The organism is Myxococcales bacterium (assembly GCA_016706225.1).
In the GTDB taxonomy this organism is placed as follows: Bacteria; Myxococcota_A; Polyangia; order Polyangiales; family Polyangiaceae; genus JADJKB01.
The window spans coordinates 54,853-72,010 of the sequence record JADJKB010000006.1; the positions used below are offsets into that span (position 1 = coordinate 54,853).

General features: G+C 67.8%; 15 protein-coding genes and 1 tRNA gene. 10 read left to right on the forward strand and 6 right to left on the reverse strand.

The genetic code is table 11. The annotated features are described in order from the left end of the window. The first annotated feature begins 229 nt into the window (after positions 1-229). Together IPI67_13560 and IPI67_13565 are read left to right on the forward strand one after the other, a co-directional pair. Entirely contained in the window at positions 230-466 is a 237-nt protein-coding gene (locus tag IPI67_13560) for a hypothetical protein (protein ID MBK7581227.1), read from the forward strand. Beyond that, positions 457-1,902, forward strand: a complete 1,446-nt coding sequence (locus tag IPI67_13565) for a hypothetical protein (protein ID MBK7581228.1) — start codon at positions 457-459, stop codon at positions 1,900-1,902. Before IPI67_13560 ends, IPI67_13565 begins: the two co-directional genes overlap by 10 nt. Positions 1,903-2,046: 144 nt before the next feature. Here IPI67_13565 and IPI67_13570 read toward each other — a convergent pair whose 3' ends face one another. Next, positions 2,047-2,883 (reverse strand): DMT family transporter, encoded by an 837-nt coding sequence (locus tag IPI67_13570; GenBank protein MBK7581229.1) that lies wholly within the window; start codon positions 2,881-2,883, stop codon positions 2,047-2,049. Between the two features lie 255 nt (positions 2,884-3,138). Here IPI67_13570 and IPI67_13575 point away from each other — a divergent pair, with 255 nt between their 5' ends. Beyond that, positions 3,139-4,029, forward strand: a complete 891-nt coding sequence (locus IPI67_13575; protein MBK7581230.1) for a serine acetyltransferase — start codon at positions 3,139-3,141, stop codon at positions 4,027-4,029. Between the two features lie 73 nt (positions 4,030-4,102). Beyond that, positions 4,103-4,954: a hypothetical protein gene (locus IPI67_13580; GenBank protein MBK7581231.1), complete on the forward strand. Its 852-nt coding sequence runs from the start codon at positions 4,103-4,105 to the stop codon at positions 4,952-4,954. A gap of 33 nt (positions 4,955-4,987) precedes the next feature. On the opposite strand, the gene IPI67_13585 is transcribed toward IPI67_13580, so the two are convergent. Together IPI67_13585 and IPI67_13590 are read right to left on the reverse strand one after the other, a co-directional pair. Continuing rightward, positions 4,988-6,139, reverse strand: a complete 1,152-nt coding sequence (locus IPI67_13585; GenBank protein MBK7581232.1) for a hypothetical protein — start codon at positions 6,137-6,139, stop codon at positions 4,988-4,990. Between the two features lie 56 nt (positions 6,140-6,195). Next, on the reverse strand, positions 6,196-7,002 hold the full coding sequence (locus IPI67_13590; GenBank protein MBK7581233.1) for a Nif3-like dinuclear metal center hexameric protein: 807 nt from the start codon (positions 7,000-7,002) through the stop codon (positions 6,196-6,198). Between the two features lie 34 nt (positions 7,003-7,036). Between IPI67_13590 and IPI67_13595 the strand changes: the two genes are divergently transcribed. From IPI67_13595 to IPI67_13615, 5 genes are all read left to right on the forward strand, one after another. Next, positions 7,037-7,765 carry a DUF2760 domain-containing protein gene (locus tag IPI67_13595; protein ID MBK7581234.1) on the forward strand — a complete coding sequence of 243 codons (729 nt, stop codon included), beginning with the start codon at positions 7,037-7,039 and terminating at the stop codon, positions 7,763-7,765. Then, positions 7,762-9,591 carry an Hsp70 family protein gene (locus IPI67_13600; protein MBK7581235.1) on the forward strand — a complete coding sequence of 610 codons (1,830 nt, stop codon included), beginning with the start codon at positions 7,762-7,764 and terminating at the stop codon, positions 9,589-9,591. Before IPI67_13595 ends, IPI67_13600 begins: the two co-directional genes overlap by 4 nt. Before the next feature lie 443 nt (positions 9,592-10,034). Next, entirely contained in the window at positions 10,035-11,219 is a 1,185-nt protein-coding gene (locus tag IPI67_13605; GenBank protein ID MBK7581236.1) for a hypothetical protein, read from the forward strand. Positions 11,220-11,380: 161 nt separating this feature from the next. Beyond that, positions 11,381-13,315: a hypothetical protein gene (locus IPI67_13610; GenBank protein MBK7581237.1), complete on the forward strand. Its 1,935-nt coding sequence runs from the start codon at positions 11,381-11,383 to the stop codon at positions 13,313-13,315. Next, positions 13,308-13,814 carry a hypothetical protein gene (locus IPI67_13615; GenBank protein MBK7581238.1) on the forward strand — a complete coding sequence of 169 codons (507 nt, stop codon included), beginning with the start codon at positions 13,308-13,310 and terminating at the stop codon, positions 13,812-13,814. Before IPI67_13610 ends, IPI67_13615 begins: the two co-directional genes overlap by 8 nt. A 234-nt stretch (positions 13,815-14,048) precedes the next feature. Here the strand turns inward: IPI67_13615 and IPI67_13620 are convergent, their stop codons facing one another. The 3 genes from IPI67_13620 to IPI67_13630 form a co-directional block, all read right to left on the reverse strand. Next, the gene (locus IPI67_13620; GenBank protein MBK7581239.1) at positions 14,049-14,387 is read right to left on the reverse strand and encodes a hypothetical protein; all 339 of its coding nucleotides are present in this window, start codon (positions 14,385-14,387) and stop codon (positions 14,049-14,051) included. Between the two features lie 677 nt (positions 14,388-15,064). Continuing rightward, entirely contained in the window at positions 15,065-15,475 is a 411-nt protein-coding gene (locus tag IPI67_13625; protein MBK7581240.1) for a hypothetical protein, read from the reverse strand. A gap of 503 nt (positions 15,476-15,978) precedes the next feature. After that, the gene (locus tag IPI67_13630) at positions 15,979-16,308 is read right to left on the reverse strand and encodes a hypothetical protein (protein MBK7581241.1); all 330 of its coding nucleotides are present in this window, start codon (positions 16,306-16,308) and stop codon (positions 15,979-15,981) included. A gap of 715 nt (positions 16,309-17,023) precedes the next feature. On the opposite strand from IPI67_13630, the gene IPI67_13635 reads away from it, so the two are divergent. After that, positions 17,024-17,094: transfer RNA gene (locus IPI67_13635), tRNA-Lys, on the forward strand. The last annotated feature ends 64 nt before the right edge of the window (positions 17,095-17,158 follow it).

The following is a 17,158-nucleotide window of genomic DNA, read 5'->3' on the forward strand; positions in this document are numbered from 1 at the left end:
GGGCGAAGACCGCTGCCGGTGAAGGTCTTCGAGCTCGGACGCCCCTACAAAACTGCGGCGTCCGTCATTGCATGTCGCCGATCCTTGAACGGTGATTGGGACCAAACAGGTGGGTAGGGCACCCACACGACGCCTGTTGCGACTCGGCGCGTCGCGCGGTTTTTCTTTTCCGTCAGGTTCCGCCGAAGCCTCGGCTTCTGTAGAATCGATACAGCAAGGGGTGATTGCCATGAGCGCACGCACGCACGCACTCCACGCGCTCTTGCGAATGCGCGCGCCAGGAGGAAGGCTCGCGTTCGAGGGCTTCCGCATCCGGCCGCGCGCGCTCGCGCAGGCGCCGGTCGTGGACGTGGCGGGCTACTGGCTCATCTCGAGCAAGGCAAATGGGAAGCTCGACGTCGATCGCCTGAGCGAGCTCCCCTTGCTACCCGTGGGTTGGCTGTCTCAGGTGGGGCAATGCTGGTGAGGCGACCCGTCTGGCCGCTACTGGGGCTGGCGTTGTTCGTGGTTGGGGTCGCCGTGTCGCACGGCTGTGCTTCGGACGCTGCTCCGGCAAGCACCGGAGGCGGCGCCGGGTCGGGGGGGAGCGGCGGAGGCGTTGGTGCCGCGGGCGGGCTCTGGGGAGATGGGTCGAGCGGCGCCGGAGCCAAGGGTGGCGGGGGCAATCCCAATGGGGGTTCTTCGGGATGCGGAGGTCCGGCGCCCCAGGTCGACGCCCCGCCCGACTGGGAACGTTTCACTGGCTACTGTGGCTGTCCTATCTACGTCCCGGGCGCCAACGGAAAGCTGCCGGAGCCCGTCGAGTGGGAGGCCTGCCCATCCCCGGGCCCGATGAACCCGACGTGCCGGAGAATGAAGACACCGTGGACCAAGACCTCAACGCTGTCGCTGGCGTTCTATCCGAGCTTCTGGTTTGACGCTTCGGAGAATCGAGCAGTGCTTCAATTCGGCCGGGTCTACCTCGACGACAACACGGACAACAATCGGCGCTATCGAATCGTTGCCGATGTGGACGGGCCAATCCTCAATGCTTACTTCGAGGACTCGTTCACCTGCACGATGTCGGACCAAGCAGTCAACGGTGGTCGGTACGCTTTTCGGGTCAGTCCGATTGCTCCGCCGAGTCCGTCTCAGCTCGAAGGGGTCATCGCCGGCGAGCTCGGGAAGCCGCCTGACACCGTGCTCGAGAATCCTGTCGGGGACAGCTTCGCCGCGTGGCGCGTCTCCTCCACTTGGCTGATCCGATGGCGAGCGGGACTCAACGGGCGGCACTGGGGCTCGGACACGATCGTGCCGATTCAGTCTGCAGCGCTCGACCCCGAGGGCGAACCGCCGCAAAGCGTACGCGGCAGCGGTGACGCCGTATTCTGGGAGGTGGGGGGTCTGACGAAACACGGCGTCGTCGCGTGGACCGAGAAGACCGGCCAACGAGAGCTCATTCGCTGGCTCGGCGACTACACCCAAGGGGCTGGCAACTTCAACACCGACGGCATCGACATGGTCTGGACCCACGGCGAGGGCAAGGCGCCGAACGACACCGAGTACCCGAAGCGCTCGATCATGACCGCGCCGTTCACCACCGATCCAGCCGTCGTGAAGGCGACCGCAAAGCGACTGCGCTCGGACCCCGGGCAGCTCAATGTGTTCCCGTACGGGATCGGCTGCGGCTACGCGGCACGGCAATTGTTCACGACCGACAGCACCCAGTTGCTCGTCGTGAGGCTCAGCGATGGGACCTCGTGGACGGTGCAAGCGCCTCCCCTGGCAACTGAAGTCCAGTTCATGTCGGTCCTCGGGGTCACCTGCGATGAGGTCTTCGTCAAGGTCCAGTTCCCCGACGAAGCCAACGCCATCGTTCGCATCCGCCTGGACTCCCTCGGACCAGGGCTTCCACCGGACTGAGGAGCGCACGAACGGTTGCAAAGCGTCCACGTGTCGCCCAGCTCGAGATTCTCCCCGCCACCGCCGATCGCGTCCGCGTAGTGCGCAGCGAGCCGACAGCGCTCAGCCGGCCCGACTGCCAAGCGGGCCAGCCGCGGCCCCCGCTCAACGAGGTTCCCCCGCACTCCGCCCCGAGAGCAGGAGCAGCACCGCGACCACCACCAGACCGGCGCCGGCCAGCGTCAGCGGGCTGAGCTTCTCGCCGAAAAAAACCAGCCCGAGCGTCGCTGCGAACACGATCTGCACGTAGCCGATGGTGGTACCGCGTGCGGCGGGCACCAGCGCCAGCCCGCGGGTCATGAAGGACTGACCCAGCTGCGTGGCCGCACCGAGGCCGAGCATCAAGAGCCAACCGCGCGGGCTCGGCCAGACCCAGGTCGCGATCGCAAACGGCAGCGCAATGGGCGCCGCGAACATCGCAAAGTAAAAGACGATCACGTCGGAGTGTTCGGTCCGAGCCAGACGGCGCACGGTCGCGTACGCACACGCGCTGAAGAACGCGCTACCGAGGGCGGCGGCGATGCCGAGATGGTTCAACGTCGTGGCACCGCCGAACAGGAAGCCGGGGCGCGCGACGAGGATTGTTCCCAGCAGACTCAGCGAGATCGCAGCGACCAGGCGAGCGTAGACCTTCTCGCCCAGGAACACCGCCGCGATCAGCGCGACGAGGATCGGGTTCAGGTAGTGAAGCACCGTTGCCTCGGCGAGCGGCAGGGCGGTGACGGCGTAAAAATAACAGCCGAGCGCGGCGGTGCCGAAGAGCGCGCGTTGCACCAAGCCCCGCTTGTCGGTGCCCCAGGGGCGAATGCGCCGAGCCGACAGCCAGGCCACACTCATGGCGAGGGTCACCACCCCGCGCGCGAGCACCAACATCGCCACCGGCAGCTCTCGCCCAGCGAGCTTGACCTGCACGCTCATGGCGCTGAACGCGAGCGCAGACAAGACGAGCCAGGCCTCCCCCCGACGCTCGCCGCTCGCCGGTAGCACGGGCGGGTTATTGCCCGGGTGGGGCCGGTCGCGCAACGTCGGTTGCCAGAAGGGGTTGGCAGCAGCGGGTCGAGGCCCCAAGTTGACGCTTCTCAGGGGGCTTTCCCCGACAGGACACGAGCGACAATGCTAGAACGTGCTTCGTCAGCGCAGGCTCGACCGCGAACAGCGGCTCGGGTCGCCGCGCCAAGTGATCCCACAGGGCATCCCATGGCTCGTCCGCTCATCCGAGTTCCCGATCTGGAAGCCGCCATCGATGGCGTGGTGAAGAGCTACGACGGCGGCGAGGAGATCAACAACCTCGAGAGCGCGGCGTTGCCCAACAAGCGCGCGGTCATCGAGGCCTTCCGCCACATCCTGCCCGCCATCTACATGGGCTTCTACAGCACGCGGCCGCTGTCACGGGACAACCTGCGCTACAGCGTGAGTGAGCATCTGTACCCCGCCTACGAGATCCTCGTGGAGCAGATCGCGCGCGCGGTCACCTACGAAGAGCGCTTCGGCGCGCCGCGAGCTCATCGACCCGAGGGCTGGAACGAAGAGGTCGTGCTCAAGCTGTTCGAGCGCCTGCCCGACGTGCGGCGGCTGCTGAACTCCGACGTCAACGCGGCCTTCGAGGGGGACCCGGCCGCCAAGAGCATCGAAGAGGTGGTCTTCAGTTATCCGGCCATCCAGGCCATCACCGCGCAGCGTGTCGCGCACGTTTTGTACGAGGCCAAGGTGCCGATGATTCCGCGCATCTTGTGCGAGTCGGCCCATGCCGAGACGGGCATCGACATTCACGCCGGCGCACAGATCGGCGAGCGCTTCTTCATCGATCACGGCACCGGTGTGGTGATCGGTGAGACCAGCGTCATCGGCAAGAACGTGAAGATCTATCAGGGTGTCACCCTGGGAGCGCTCAGCGTTCGGCGCAAAGACGGCGTGAGCGTCAGCGACAAACGCCACCCCACGCTCGAGGACGACGTCACCATCTATTCCGGCGCCACCATTCTGGGAGGCGACACCGTGATCGGGAAGGGTGCCGTCATCGGCGGCAACGTCTGGATCACGACCAGCGTCCCGCCGGGGTCGAAGATCTTCGGCCGCGCCAAGGAGTAGGCTTTCGGCTCGACCGGCGGCACGAACGGCGCGCCGCGAAGACTCGAGCAGCTTGGCGTGGCACAATCCCGCCATGAAGCGCGGTCTGTCGAGGGTTCTCATCGTAGGTGGCGCTCTGGCGCTCGGCTGCGGCGGCAAGACCCAGATCGACTCGGGCGGAGGCAGCGGCGGCGCCGTGTCGGGAGGCAACGGCGGAACCGCGGCGAACGGGGGAACGTCGGCGAGCGGGGGCACGGCCGCCTTCGGCGCAGTCTCCGGTGGAGGCGGTGAGCCCTTCGGCGGTGCGGGCGGAGGCGCGGGTTGTGGGCCCGTGGACTCCGGGGCCGAGTGCAGCACGCTGGGCGAGACCGAGTGCCTCGCAGCGTCCTCGCGCTGTGTACCCCTCTACGACGACGCATGCTGCCCGATGTGCAAACCCACCGGCATGTGCGCCGACTGTGTGAACTACGAGTTCATCGATTGTGCCCCGCGAGAAGAGTCGAGCTGTGTACCCGGAGCGGTGCCGCAGCACTGCGGCCAGACTCCGAGCTGGGCGTGCACCGGTGGCGCGGCCACCTGTGACACGGACAACTGCAACACGACGCCCGGTTGTGTCGCGGCTCAGCCGACGAACTGCCCTCCCGACTCACTGTGTGCGCCCGAGTGCCACGCGCTGACGTCGGAGAGTTGCGGGCCAGCGTGCGGGCCGCCCGTTCCGATGCCGATGTGTCCGAACAACGGCACCCACGAGGTCGAGGGCGGCAAGTACACGGGCTTCTGCCTCGAGCCGAGCGCATGCAAGGAACCGGATGGCTGCCCCAGCGCGATGCCCAGCTCGGGCTCGAAGTGCGCGGACGTGGGGCAGTCCTGCAGCTACGGCGGCTGGTGCAAGAACACGTGTACGTGCAAGGGCGGCGCCTGGGCCTGCCTCACGCCTCCGTGCTGAGGCGGCGCACCTCTCGGGCGCGAACCCTTGCGTTCACGCCGCGCGGTCGCCGAAGGCCTCGCGTTCGACCGCCAGCTCGGCCTCCCCCACCGTCGTCTCGGCTTCCATGAAGTTCTTCTCGCGATGCCCGGGGCGTGTGGCCTTGCAGTAGGCGTTGAACACGCGATTGAAGAACTGGCTCTGCCCGGCGGCCTCTTCGGCTTGGAGAAATCCCGCGCGCTCGGACAGGTGGGAGACCTTTCGCATCACGGAGCCGGCAAAGTCGAAGGCGTCGATGCCGAGCACCGCCAGCTCCGGCTCGAGCAGCATGATCAAGGGCAGCGTCGGCAACGCCATCTTCAAGCGGCGCATGCGCCCGAGCGGGTTCCGTTTCTGCCACTCGGCCAGCGGGAACTCCTTGAAGTAGTTCATGGGCAGCGCGGTGTGCCGGCTCTCGTCGAGGTGAAACAGTCTCAGCACCTCGAGCCCGGGCAGCGTCGACAGCACGCCGAAGATGCTGAGGGCGATGCTCTCGACGAGCACGTTCATGCCGAAAAACTTGTCGAGTCCCTTGGCCTTGAGCGCGCCTTCCAAGAGCAGGTACTCCCACACACTCTGGCGTGGGATCTCGACCTCGAAGGCCTGCATCAGCTCCCGCATCACGACGAAGTGTTTGGCCTCCTCCAGGATCTGCATGGTCAACGCCGCCTTGGCGCCCGTGCTCTTCACCTCGGGCAAGAGGCTCGCCGACACCAACCAGGCATACGCCTCACCGTGGCCGATCGCCGACAGCACCGCGACGATGGCGCGCTTCTGCTCCAGGGTGTACTCGCGATTCAGCAGGGCCTTGAACTCCGCGCTGGTGATGCGCTGGCGCAACGCACGTTCTTCCGCGTTCATGTTCAGCTCTGCCAGATCGACCAGCTCGCGCTCGTGGGCGTTGCAGTCCCGGAAGCTCGACCACGGGAGCGCGGCCTCACCCTTCCACAGCAGTCGCAGGCTCTTGTCGTAGTGTTTCTTGCGCAGCGAGTCCGCGGCACCGCCGATGAACTCGTACTGCAGGTCGTCGTATTTCGCCGCTCGCCCGCCCAGGTGCAGGCGCTCCAGCCAGCCGTCGTAGCTCCGCACAATGAGGTTGGCGACGCGCTCGACCTCGAGGTTCAGCTGCGCGGCCCGGGCGTTGACCGGAAGTTTTTCGACCTGCATCCGTCAAGTCTACGGGCGGACGCGCGGAGGCGAACTGACCGGGATCAACTCGCCGGTCAGACGACGTGGAGGGGGTCGCGGTCCTCGGTCGAAACGACGAGGTCGAAGTCGGGCAGTGCTGCCGAGATGCGTCGAGCCAGGTCCGGCAGGAAACCCCGCTCGGTGTTGGTGTGGTCGCAGAGAATCACGCTGGCTCCCGCGGCGAGCTTGGCTCGCACGTCGTGGTGGCGCATCTCACCGGTCAGGTAGAGCTCCGGCTCAGCGAGCCCCGCGAACAACGACCCGCCGGCGCCGGCACACACCGCCGCGCGCTGGATCGGCTCGCCCGCGTCGTGCCGGGCGGCCGCCGCGACGCGCACGTGATCGAGCCGGAGATGCGCCTTCACCCGTGCGACGAGCGCGTGAAGGGTCATGGGAGACTCGAGCTCCACCATTCGCCCCATGCCGAAGCCCGGGTTGCCATCCGGCGCGGGCTGGAGCGGCGCAGTGTTTCCAGCGCCGAGCGCCGCCGCGAGCCAGTCGTTCACGCCGCCGGGCGCGGCGTCGAGGGCAGTGTGCGGTGAATAGATGGTGATCCCCGCTCGGAGCGCCGAGACCACGACGCGTTCGTCGGCCCGCGACTGAGTGAGCCGCTTCAGGCCACCGAAGATCGGCGGATGATACGCGACCACCAGCTCCGCGCGGCGTTCGACCGCCTCGGCGAGCACGTCTTCACCGAGATCGATGGTCAGGAGCACCCGGCTCACGGACTGTTCGCCGCTGGTCGGTTCGACCAGCAGCCCGACGTTGTCCCAATCGGCAGCGTAGCGCAGCGGCGCAATGGCCTCCAGGACGGCGATGATCTCGGAGAGCGGAGTCGGCATGAGGCTCGGGACCCCAGAGAGCATCACTCGCCCAATGCCCGTGCGCCAGCAAAACGCGAGCGCGGCCCGGCGTGAGGGCGGCCAGCCCAGAGCTCGCAGGCTCCGATGCAACGGGCGTCATCGAGGCGAATTTCGCGCCTGTGGCGGGCGGGGATCCGGGGTGGGCCAGAGCGCCGGGACCGGACTATGCTGCGCGCCCGTGAGCGCAACATTGTCCTTCGGCGCGCGCCTCGTGCTCGCCTTCAGCTGTTTCTTTCGTGTGCTGTTCGACGGAGCTCTGGCGCACCAAGTCCGCCGTCTGCTCGACGGCGCCAACCTGCTGCCGGCCCCGACCGACGAGGGTGCCCCGAAGGCCGTCGAAAAGCCGAAAAAGGCCCAACCGCCGAGCGTGGTGCCGGCACTGCAGCTCTTGTCGCTGCTGCAGCGCGAGGGGCGCCTGATCGATTTCCTGAAACAAGAGGTCGCGAGTTTCCCCGACGCCGACATTGGTGCAGCGGCACGGGTCGTTCATGAGGGCTGTCGCAAGGCGCTGTTCAAGTGCGCCGAGATCGAGAGTGTGCGGAGCGAGGACGAAGGCGCGAAGCTCGAGCTCGAGGCGGGCTTCGACCCGGCGCTCGTCAAGCTGACCGGGAACGTCGCCGGTTCGGCGCCCTATCGCGGGACGCTGCTGCACAAGGGCTGGATGGCAAAGGGACTGACCCTGCCCAGCGTGGTCGATGGCCACGACCCGCACGTGTTGATGCCAGCGGAAGTGGAGATATGAGCGCGCGCTACGCGGTCGGGATCGATCTGGGCACCACACACACGGCGCTCGCCGCCATCGATCTGTCGAAGGCGGACGGGGACGAGATGCCGGCGCCGGAGGTGCTCGCCTTGCCCCAGCTCACGGCGCCGGGGTCGCTCGAAGCGCGCCCGCTCTTGCCGTCGTTCTTGTACTTCGCTCACGAGAGTGAGGCGCCGCTGGCCTTGCCCTGGGATGCGTCGCGTCGGTTTGCCGTGGGGGAACACGCCCGGGTGCGGGCGGCCGAGTCGCCGGCGCGGGTGATCTCCAGCGCAAAGAGCTGGCTGTGTCACGCCGGGGTCGATCGGCGCGGGGCGATCTTGCCCGCCGGCGCGCCCGACGACATCGAGCAGATTTCGCCGGTAGAAGCCTCGTTTCGCTACCTGGATCACCTGAGCGAGGCCTTCCTGGCCGAGCACGGCGTGCCACTCGGCGAGCAAGAGGTGATCCTCACCGTGCCCGCTTCGTTCGACGCTGCGGCGCGCGATCTCACCGTCGAAGCCGCGTACGCCGCGGGCCTCGAGAACGTGACACTGCTCGAAGAGCCGCAGGCCGCGCTCTACGCATGGATCACCAGCGCGGGGGAAGGGTGGCGTGCACACCTCGGACCGGGCGATGTGGTGTTGGTCGTGGATGTGGGCGGCGGCACCACGGATTTTTCCGCGATCGCGGCGGTCGAGGAGCAAGGTGCACTCACGCTTCACCGCATCGCGGTGGGTGATCACATCTTGTTGGGCGGCGACAACATGGATCTCGCTCTCGCACACGTGGTGGCGCAGAAGCTCCGTGAGCAGGGCAAAGAGGTCGACCGCTGGCAGATGGCAGCGCTCACCCACACCTGCCGCGGCGCCAAAGAGCGGCTGCTGTCGGATGCGAGTGCCGAGAGCGCGCCCATCGCGGTTGCGGGCCGGGGTTCGAGCTTGCTCGGCAACGCGCTGCGCAGCGAGCTGACGCGCGAGGAGGTCTCGCGGGTTTTGGTCGAGGGCTTTTTCCCGGTCGTGGCGGCGAACGCACGTCCGCAGGCGCGAGCGCGCTCGGGTCTGACGCAGCTCGGTCTGCCGTATGCCGCGGATCCCGCCATCACCAAACACCTGGCCGCGTTTCTGGCTCGCCAGGTCGAGGCTACGGAGAAACTCGCGGGGTTCGGCGCCAAACACGGGGCGCTCCTGCACCCGAGCGCGGTGTTGTTCAACGGTGGAGTGGTCAAGGGTGAGGCGCTGCGTTCGCGCTTGCTCGAAGCGCTCACACACTGGCTGAAGAGTGACGGCGCCCCCGCCCCGCGGGTGTTGCCCGGGGCGGATCCCGACCTCGCGGTCGCGCGAGGTGCTGCGTATTTTGGTCTGGTGCGGCGCGGCAAGGCGCTGCGCATTCGCGGCGGCACCGCGCGTGCGTACTACGTCGGCATCGAGAGTCCCGCGCCGGCGGTCCCCGGCGTGGAACCGCCGATCGTTGCGCTGTGTGTGGCGCCCTTTGGCATGGAGGAGGGAACTCACGCCGAGCTGCCACCGAACGAGCTGGGATTGGTGGTGGGCGAGCCGGTGCAGTTTCGCTTCTTCGGCTCCAGCGTTCGCCGGAGCGACGCCGCCGGCGCACAGCTCGAGCGCTGGGCGCCGGGAGAGCTGGAGGAGCTATCACCGATCGAGATCGAGCTACCCGCAGAGGGCCGGCGTGAGGGTGATGTAGTGCCCGTGACCCTGGCCGCGCAGATCACTCCGGTCGGAACGCTGCTACTCGAAGCCGTCCCACGCGAGCCGCGCGAGCCCGACGAGCGCTGGAAGATCGAGCTGGGAGTGCGCGCGGCGGGATGAACGGTCGGACGCGGCGTTCTTCGCCGGCGCGATGCTCGGCTCGCGGAGCTCGACGCGCGGGCGCGCGATGCTCGGCGCGACAACCTCGCGCCGGCACCATCCAACGCGATGCTCGCTCGCGGAGCCTGACGCGCGCGCGATGCTTGCTCGCGGAGCCCGACGCGCGAGCGCGATGCTCGGGCGCGGCAACCCCGCGCCGGCATCATCCAACGCGATGCTCCGCTCGCCGTGCAGAGCGAAAGAGAACCAACTTCCCGCTTGACTGATTTTTGTGAGCGCCGCGTTCGCGATCGAGCACCCGCCGCGCGATGCCGCGTTCTCGACGCGAGACGAGTCGTTCGAGGCGCGTCTGCGCTCACGACCACACCAAACGCATTTTGCTCTCGGAAAGAAGCTCTGCGCGGCGCCTGCGAGCTCAAAATTCGCGTGGTATGCGGAGAAGCATGAACGCATTCCATTCCGTGTCCGACGCCGAGCTGCTCGCGCTTCTCGCTTGCGCAGTTCGCTCCGAACGCGCCGCGTCGGCCGACGTGATCGCCCACCTGGCCGAGGTCGATCGGCGCCAGCTCTACCTGGATGAAGCTTGCTCGTCGCTCTTCGCGTACTGCATCGAGCGCCTCGGTTACTCCGAAGACGGCGCCACGAAACGCGTGCGGGTGGCCCGTCTCGCCCAGCGCTTTCCCCGCCTGCTCGACGAGCTGGCAAGCGGCGCCCTGCATCTGACCGGGCTGTTCTTGCTCTCGCGGCATCTGACGGACGACAACGCCGAGGCCTTGCTTTCGCAGGCTCGCGGGAAATCCCGGCGGGAGCTCGAACAGCTCCTCGCGCGCTGGTTTCCGCGGCCGGACGTGCCCGAGCGCATCGAGCCCGCGCCCGCGACGCCACTGTTCGCCGGGTCCGCGACGCCCCGGTTCGCCGGGCCCCCGCCGATCACCTGGCCCGGGCCAGGTAACTCCGCGCCGACACCGCCTCGCGCGCGGATCGAGCCGCTCTCCCCCACCAGCTACCGCGTCGAGCTCACCGTCAGCGCCGAGCTATACGAGAAGCTCCACAAAGCAAGGAACCTGCTCAGTCACGCCCTGCCGAGCGGCGATCTCGCCGCGCTGTTCGAGCGCGCCATCGACCAGCTACTCGAGGTGGAGACCCGCCGGCGCACCGGAGCGAACCAACCCCGCCAGCGTCGAGCCCAGAAACCCGGCTCGCGACACGTGCCGGTCGACGTGAAGCGCGCCGTCCTGGATCGAGACGCGAATCAATGCACGTTCACCGACGCGCAGGGACGACGCTGCAGCGAGAAGCGTTTCCTCACGCTCGAGCACGACACGCCATTTGCGCTCGGGGGCGCGGCCACGCCAAAGAATCTCCGGCTGCTTTGCAGCGCGCACAACGCCCACACTGCGCGGCAGGTCTTTGGCGAAGAGCACATCGAACGAAAACGCGCCGACGCCAGGAAAGCCCAGGAGCCCGAGCCCGCTCGCGTTCGAGAGCAGGTGCTGTCGGCGCTGGTGCGCTTGGGGTTTCGACGGGAGAAAGCCGCGCTCGCGCTGACGCGCGTGGCTCCGCAAACGGACGAACCGGCCATCGAACCACTGCTCCGCGCGGCGCTGCGCGAGCTGGCCGCGGCCTGACGCGCGCGGGGCCTGTACGAAGTCTCATAGGTCACCGGCTCGTGCTCGCAGGTCACCGGCTGGTGATTGCACACGGCCGCAGGCCGTCCCGGAACCACCCCTGGGTCCCGGCAGAAACGCCATGCTAGTTTCCCCCCGCCAGCATGAAGGCGTTCGGGTCAATGAGGCGATTTTTGGCGGGGCTGTTCGTGTGGCTTCTGCCGCTGATCGTCGTTGCGGAGTACGTTGGCACCACCTTCGGCGACACCGTGGGCGCGACCTTCGCGCTGCTCGCCGTCTTCGTTGGCGCACTCTGGATCTCCCCGCCCGAGCACACGCCACCAGAGCCGCCGCGCTGGCTGGTGTGGATTGGCCGTGCGCTTGGTCTGTTCGCGGTCGCCGCTGGCCTGTGGCTGATGGCGCAGGCGCTCCTGCCGCTGCTCGCGCCCAAGACCCACCCGATGCCAACGCTCGCCAATCAGCGTCAGCGCGAGCTCTTCTTGTACACGCCGATGCTGGCCGCCTATCCCGTGGCGTTCGGCCTGCGCTTGCTCCACGGGCGTTCGACTGGCCGCGATGTGGAACGCCTCGGCATCCTGATGGCCCTCGGCCTGCTCGCACACCAGGTCGGCCAGCTGCGTGTGCAAGGGCTGCCCGTCTTGCCCTACGGGCGCCCCGGCCTCGACTCCGTGACGCTCTCGGCGGCGGTCGTGCTCTGCGCGCTGTTGTTCCTGCCCCGCGTGCCGCCGCTCGTGCGCATGCTCGCGCTGCTCGGCGCCGGTCTCGGCCTGCGCTACGTGGGCCTCGAGACCTGGAAGATCGATCCCAGCACCCGCGACATGCTGCCGCTGGTGAAGAGCGCGCAGGACGCCTTCTTCTCGGGCCGCAATCCCTACGGGCTGCACCAGATGCAACCGGGCAGTGTGGTGCCGCTCACGTACCTGCCGGGCATGTGGCTGCTCTGGAGTCTGCCGCGCTGGTTCGGCGCGCTCGACTTTCGCTTGATGGGGCTCGTCGCCGACGCCGCGGTCGTGGGCGGATTGTTCTGGGCTGCCTCGGGCTTGCGGCCCGCGCGGCGTGAGCACGCGCAAGGCGCCGCCATCGGCTTTGGCGCAGCCTGGCTGTTCAGCCCGAGCATGGCGTGGAACGGCATCTACGCCGAGCCCCACGCCTGGTGGTTCGTGCTCGCCATCGTGCTCGCGGCGACCCTGAAGAAGAACTGGTGGTTGGCGGCGTTTGCTCTCGGTATCGCCCTCGCGACGCGACACTTCGCAGCGGTGGTCGCTCCGTTCGTGATCGTGGCAATGCTGCGCGATCTCGGGTGGCGCGCGGCGCTCTCGCGCGTTGCGCTGACGGGAGTCGTGACCGCCGCGCTGCTCGTGCCTTTCGTGTGGCGCAACCCGGACGCCTTCTGGTTCGGCACCTTCCGCTGGCTGGTCGAGTACGGCCCGGTGCACGAGGGTTGGTTCTGGGAGAAGTTCGGATTTTCAGGTCCGCTCTACCGCGCACACAAGACCGAGTGGATGCCGCGAGCGCAGGTCGCGCTGCCCGCACTCTTCTTGCTGATCGCCGTGTTCGTGCGCGGACGTCGCCGGGTCATCGCCCCGCTTGGTACGGCCTACGTGCTCTTCGTGATGTTCAACGGCATCATCTGGGACAGCTTCTATCTGGGCTGTGCGCTGTTCGCGGCGTTCGCTGTGGCAAGCGACGACACGCTGACCGGCAATCCGAGCGCGACGCGCGCGTTGGCTGCGAAGGCGCCGGCGCAGCGCGCGCCAGCGAAGTGGAGGCTCCGCCTCGCGCTCGCGGGCCTCTTGCTCTCGGGGCTCGCCGCGCTCTACCTGGTCAGAACCCTCGCGGTGTCTCACAGCGTTGCCGGCGCATCGCTCGCGCGCGAGCTGCTCGCGAACCGCATGAAACCGGGTGATGTGCTGGTCGATCGCGCGGACTGGAACGTGGCGTTCATTCACGCCAAACCCCTCTTCGCCACCTCGGCGCCGCCCGGGCCCACCGCTCGCGAGCCGCTCGATCCCGCCTTCGGTCCCTACGGGGTTTTCGGACACGAGACGGCCTGGTTCACCGCTGCGCACGGGGCGCGAGAACGAGATCTTGCGTGAGTTTCGCAAGCTGGGAAGGCCGCTCGAAGATCGCCGACTCGGGCACTATCGTCTGCTCGGTGTCTCGACGCCGAGTGTGCTTCAGGCGCTGAGTGGGCTCCCCGGCAGCGCTCCTGCCCGACCCTGTCGTCTGGGTGGGGTGATGCGTTCGATGATCTGGACCGCACCGTCCCGCGAGCACCCGGCGACGGCGAGCGTCCGCGCGACCTTCACCGACAAGCTGGCGCTGGTTGCCGGCTTCGACGATTCGGGCATGGTCTGGGGCAGAAAGCGCGCCCGGGTCGAGCTCTTCGTCGATGGCGGCCCGGTTGGCTCCTTCTGGTTGCCGAACCTGCCGGGGACCCGCTTGGTGATCGTCGACACGGCGCGTCTCGCAGGCGCCGGACACGACGTGGAGTTGAGGCTCTCCACGCGGGACGTCGCGGGCGCGCGCTGTGTGTCGACGGCTGGTTGCTCGGTCGCGCGGCAAACCGCGCTGCCCGCGCTGCCCGATCAATGAAGCGCGGGTTCGCGGCCCGGTAGTGCAGGCTCTCTGGGGCTTTTCGCCCTTGCGTGTGCAGACGTCGAGTCCTCGATCGTCACCGCCAGCCTCGAAATCGTCGCTCACGATCCGGGCAGCTCCGGAAAATGGACGAAGCGCCTCGGCCGAGTCGTAGTCGTCCCCGGTGACCCAGGTGAAGCGGTCACCCCGCTGGGTGATGAAGAGCGCGGGGGTTCTGCTTCAGCTCCGCAATCAACTCGCGCAGGCTCGTTCACGCCCCACGACACTCGCTGTGGCACGTCGTAGATGTAGCGGGTCGAGGCCTGCCGGTCCGACATCAATAGATGCCCGGCTCGAAACCCCAGACGAGATCTTGGTGCCGGGCGCGGTGCGCCACTCCACCTCGAGCGCCACCTGCCGGTCCGCGTCAGGGTTGTAGTCGGCGACGCGGTAGAGCTCCTTGTCGAGCAGCTCGCGGGAGTTGATCGGTCCCATGCGCACCAGATAGCCCGTGCGCCAGGACTGCGATCCCAGAAGCTGCCGGATCCGCACCGCGATCCGCATGCTGGTGGCGACCATCACGAACGCCATGAAAGGCCACGACGCCGGTCGCTGCCCGGTGCCAGCGTGCGACGCCAGAGTTTGTACAGGCCCAAGCCCCGAGCAGCGCGAGCAACGGCAACGTCGCGGCGTAGTGATACTGGAAAATTTTGCCTTGCAGGGCGATGCCCGCCAGATGGATGGCGATCACCGAGCAAGAGGAACAGGCCCGCCGTTCGCTCTCGTGCATCAGCCGGATCACGATGGCAACGATGAAGCCGGCGGCGGCAAGGGCCGAGAAGCGGAAGAAGAGCTCCTCCGTTCCCCAGTAGAACATCTCCGGCGCTGCGGTTGGTCCAGCCGAGTTTGGTGTATCGGCGTGAGACTCGAACGGGGTCCCACGAGAGGGCGTCCCAGGCGCCGCGCATTTTGAACCAGAGCCCGCAGGCAGCGATGGGAAGAGGCTGCCGACGGCGATGGACGACGAAGGCAAGACCGCTGCCTGCCATTTGCCTTCGCGCGCCCACTCGTCTCGGGAAGGAAGAGCGCACACACGATGGCGCCGCCGCCAGGCGTGGTTTGAGCAGAACGCACAACCGAAAAGCGCACCGATGGCGAGCCAGCGCCAGAAACGACGACTACGTTTGCCTTCGGCGGCCGTGACACCAGCGCCCACACGGTCAAAGCCGCCGAACGTTTCGGGTTGCCCCGTGGCGCCCGGAAACAGGCTACGCGCGAATCGCGCCGCGACCGCGCCCCACGACCCCGGCGCGTTTGACTCCGAAGAAGACCTCCGACGGGCGCATGAAACCGAAAGATCGCTGCCGATCAGACCGGCGACCTCGAGCAGGCGGGGCGCGAACGTAGTCTTCGCCGGAACAGCGCCTGGGCCAGGGCGTAGAGCGACAGCTAGATGCCAGGGGTTTGAGTCCCAGACATCCGATATGGCATCTGTCGCGCAGGATGCCGTCGGCGACGGTGGCGTAGATGCCCTGGTCGCGCCCGAACGACAGCAGCAGGATCTGCGCGGCCGACAGCGCGATCACGACCCACGACGTGATGACCAGCCAACCATCGGGGTCCACCACGCGGTCGGGCTGGATCGCCTCAGCCGGCGGCGGCACCGAAGCGCTGGGCATCGCGTGGGACGCTGGAACAACGCGCTCGGCACGCGAAACCGCCGGGCGCCGGGAAGGGGGCAAGCGCCCCTAGCTCAGCTGGATAGACATCGGTCTTCAGGAACCGGGGTCAGGGGTTCGAATCGACAGGGCGCGCTGGGTACCGTAGTTTCACCTTTGCGGGGTCAGGCGCGTGCGTGGGAGCGCCGCAATCGGGCGCGCTCCTACCACCAACGCCTCCACGGGCGCACCAACAACCGCAGCACGGCAAGGTGTGTCGTCGCTCGTCTCCGCGGCCTCGACCGCTGAGCTCCACTTGCGACCGCCCTGCGCCTGTCACACCTCCGACATCGATGGCCCACCCGAGCATACCCTCGCAAGCTCGGCGTGGCGATCCTCGTCGTCGGCGATGCGGGCGAGCACACGGCGGGTAACGACTCGGCTCCGCGTGCGCCGAGGTCCGCGCGACGATGGGCCGGTGGTCTCTTCGACGCAGCCGTCGCGGAACGTCGCCACTGCGAAGCTCACGAGATCGTGCTCGGCGAGGCCAGGATCGGCATCGGCCGGGGCCCAGCTCGACGCCGCTCGATGCCGGAAGCCACCGCGTAAGCGAGCGTCGCGTGCTCGATTTCATCGAGGGCCGCGTGGTGTGTGGCCGCCACGAGCTCAGGCGGCGCGCCGAGCGCCGGCAGATCGAGCGCAACCTTCGCGAACGACGCGATGGAAGAGTGTTCGAGCCCGGCGATCTCGGTCAGAGCTCTGCGCGAGCCTGGCGCTCCGCAGCCGGAGCGCTGCGCAAGCTCGAGATCGACGTCCGCCAGCCAATCGGACCGTTCACACCCGTGTGCGTGCACCAGGAGCTCACCAAACGGAACGGCCGGCCCCGGTCGGCGGCACGCATTGTCGTGGCAGATCGTAACAGCAAGCGTCCTTGTGCGAAGCGCGCTCGCGCAGGGACACCGGCGTTTGCAACTTGGCCTGGCACAGCCGCCGAAGTCGTTGCAGCCCGCGGGGTGCACGGACGCGACGTCGATCACGGCGGGGGTGCCGAGGGCGGTCCTGCCTGCGCCCTGTGCTCCAATGGTCGAGCTTGCCGGGTGACACTGCGCCGCCATGGGTGCACCACTTCTCGGCGCCCGGCGGCAGCTTTCAGGCTCGCGAACCACGCACCCAGCTGTTTCGGGGTTCGGGTTTGGGTGGCAGAGCGGGAGGCGTCTGGTCTCGGGGACCGGCATCGGTGACTGCGAGTGGCGCTCGGCGTCGCTCGTTGTGATGTCGGCGGCGGCTCTGCAAACGCGTGGAAGTGGGGCCGTGACCGCGAGGGCTCGGCACTCGTGATGGGGTGTCTCGGGCGTCCCCGGAGGCGCGCTCGGCGCGCAGGCCCCCGCCGCGGCGCTACCGGCAAACCCCGGTAGCCCGAGGGTTCCAGGTAGCACGCGCGCTCGCAACGAAACACGCTCACCCGCCGAGGGTACCGCAGCGTTCACCGGGGGTGTGAAGCGACGCTTGACGTGCCAGACCACCATGGTAATAGCGGGCCCTCCTGACAGCGGAAACGCGAATCAGGCTGGGACATTAGCTCAATTGAGAGCAGCGGACTCTTAATCCGTTGGCTGAAAGTTCAAGTCCTTCATGTCCCACGAACATCACTGCAGAAGAAGTCGTCGCGCAGCTGGGACAGCTGGGACAATCGCTGGGACAACT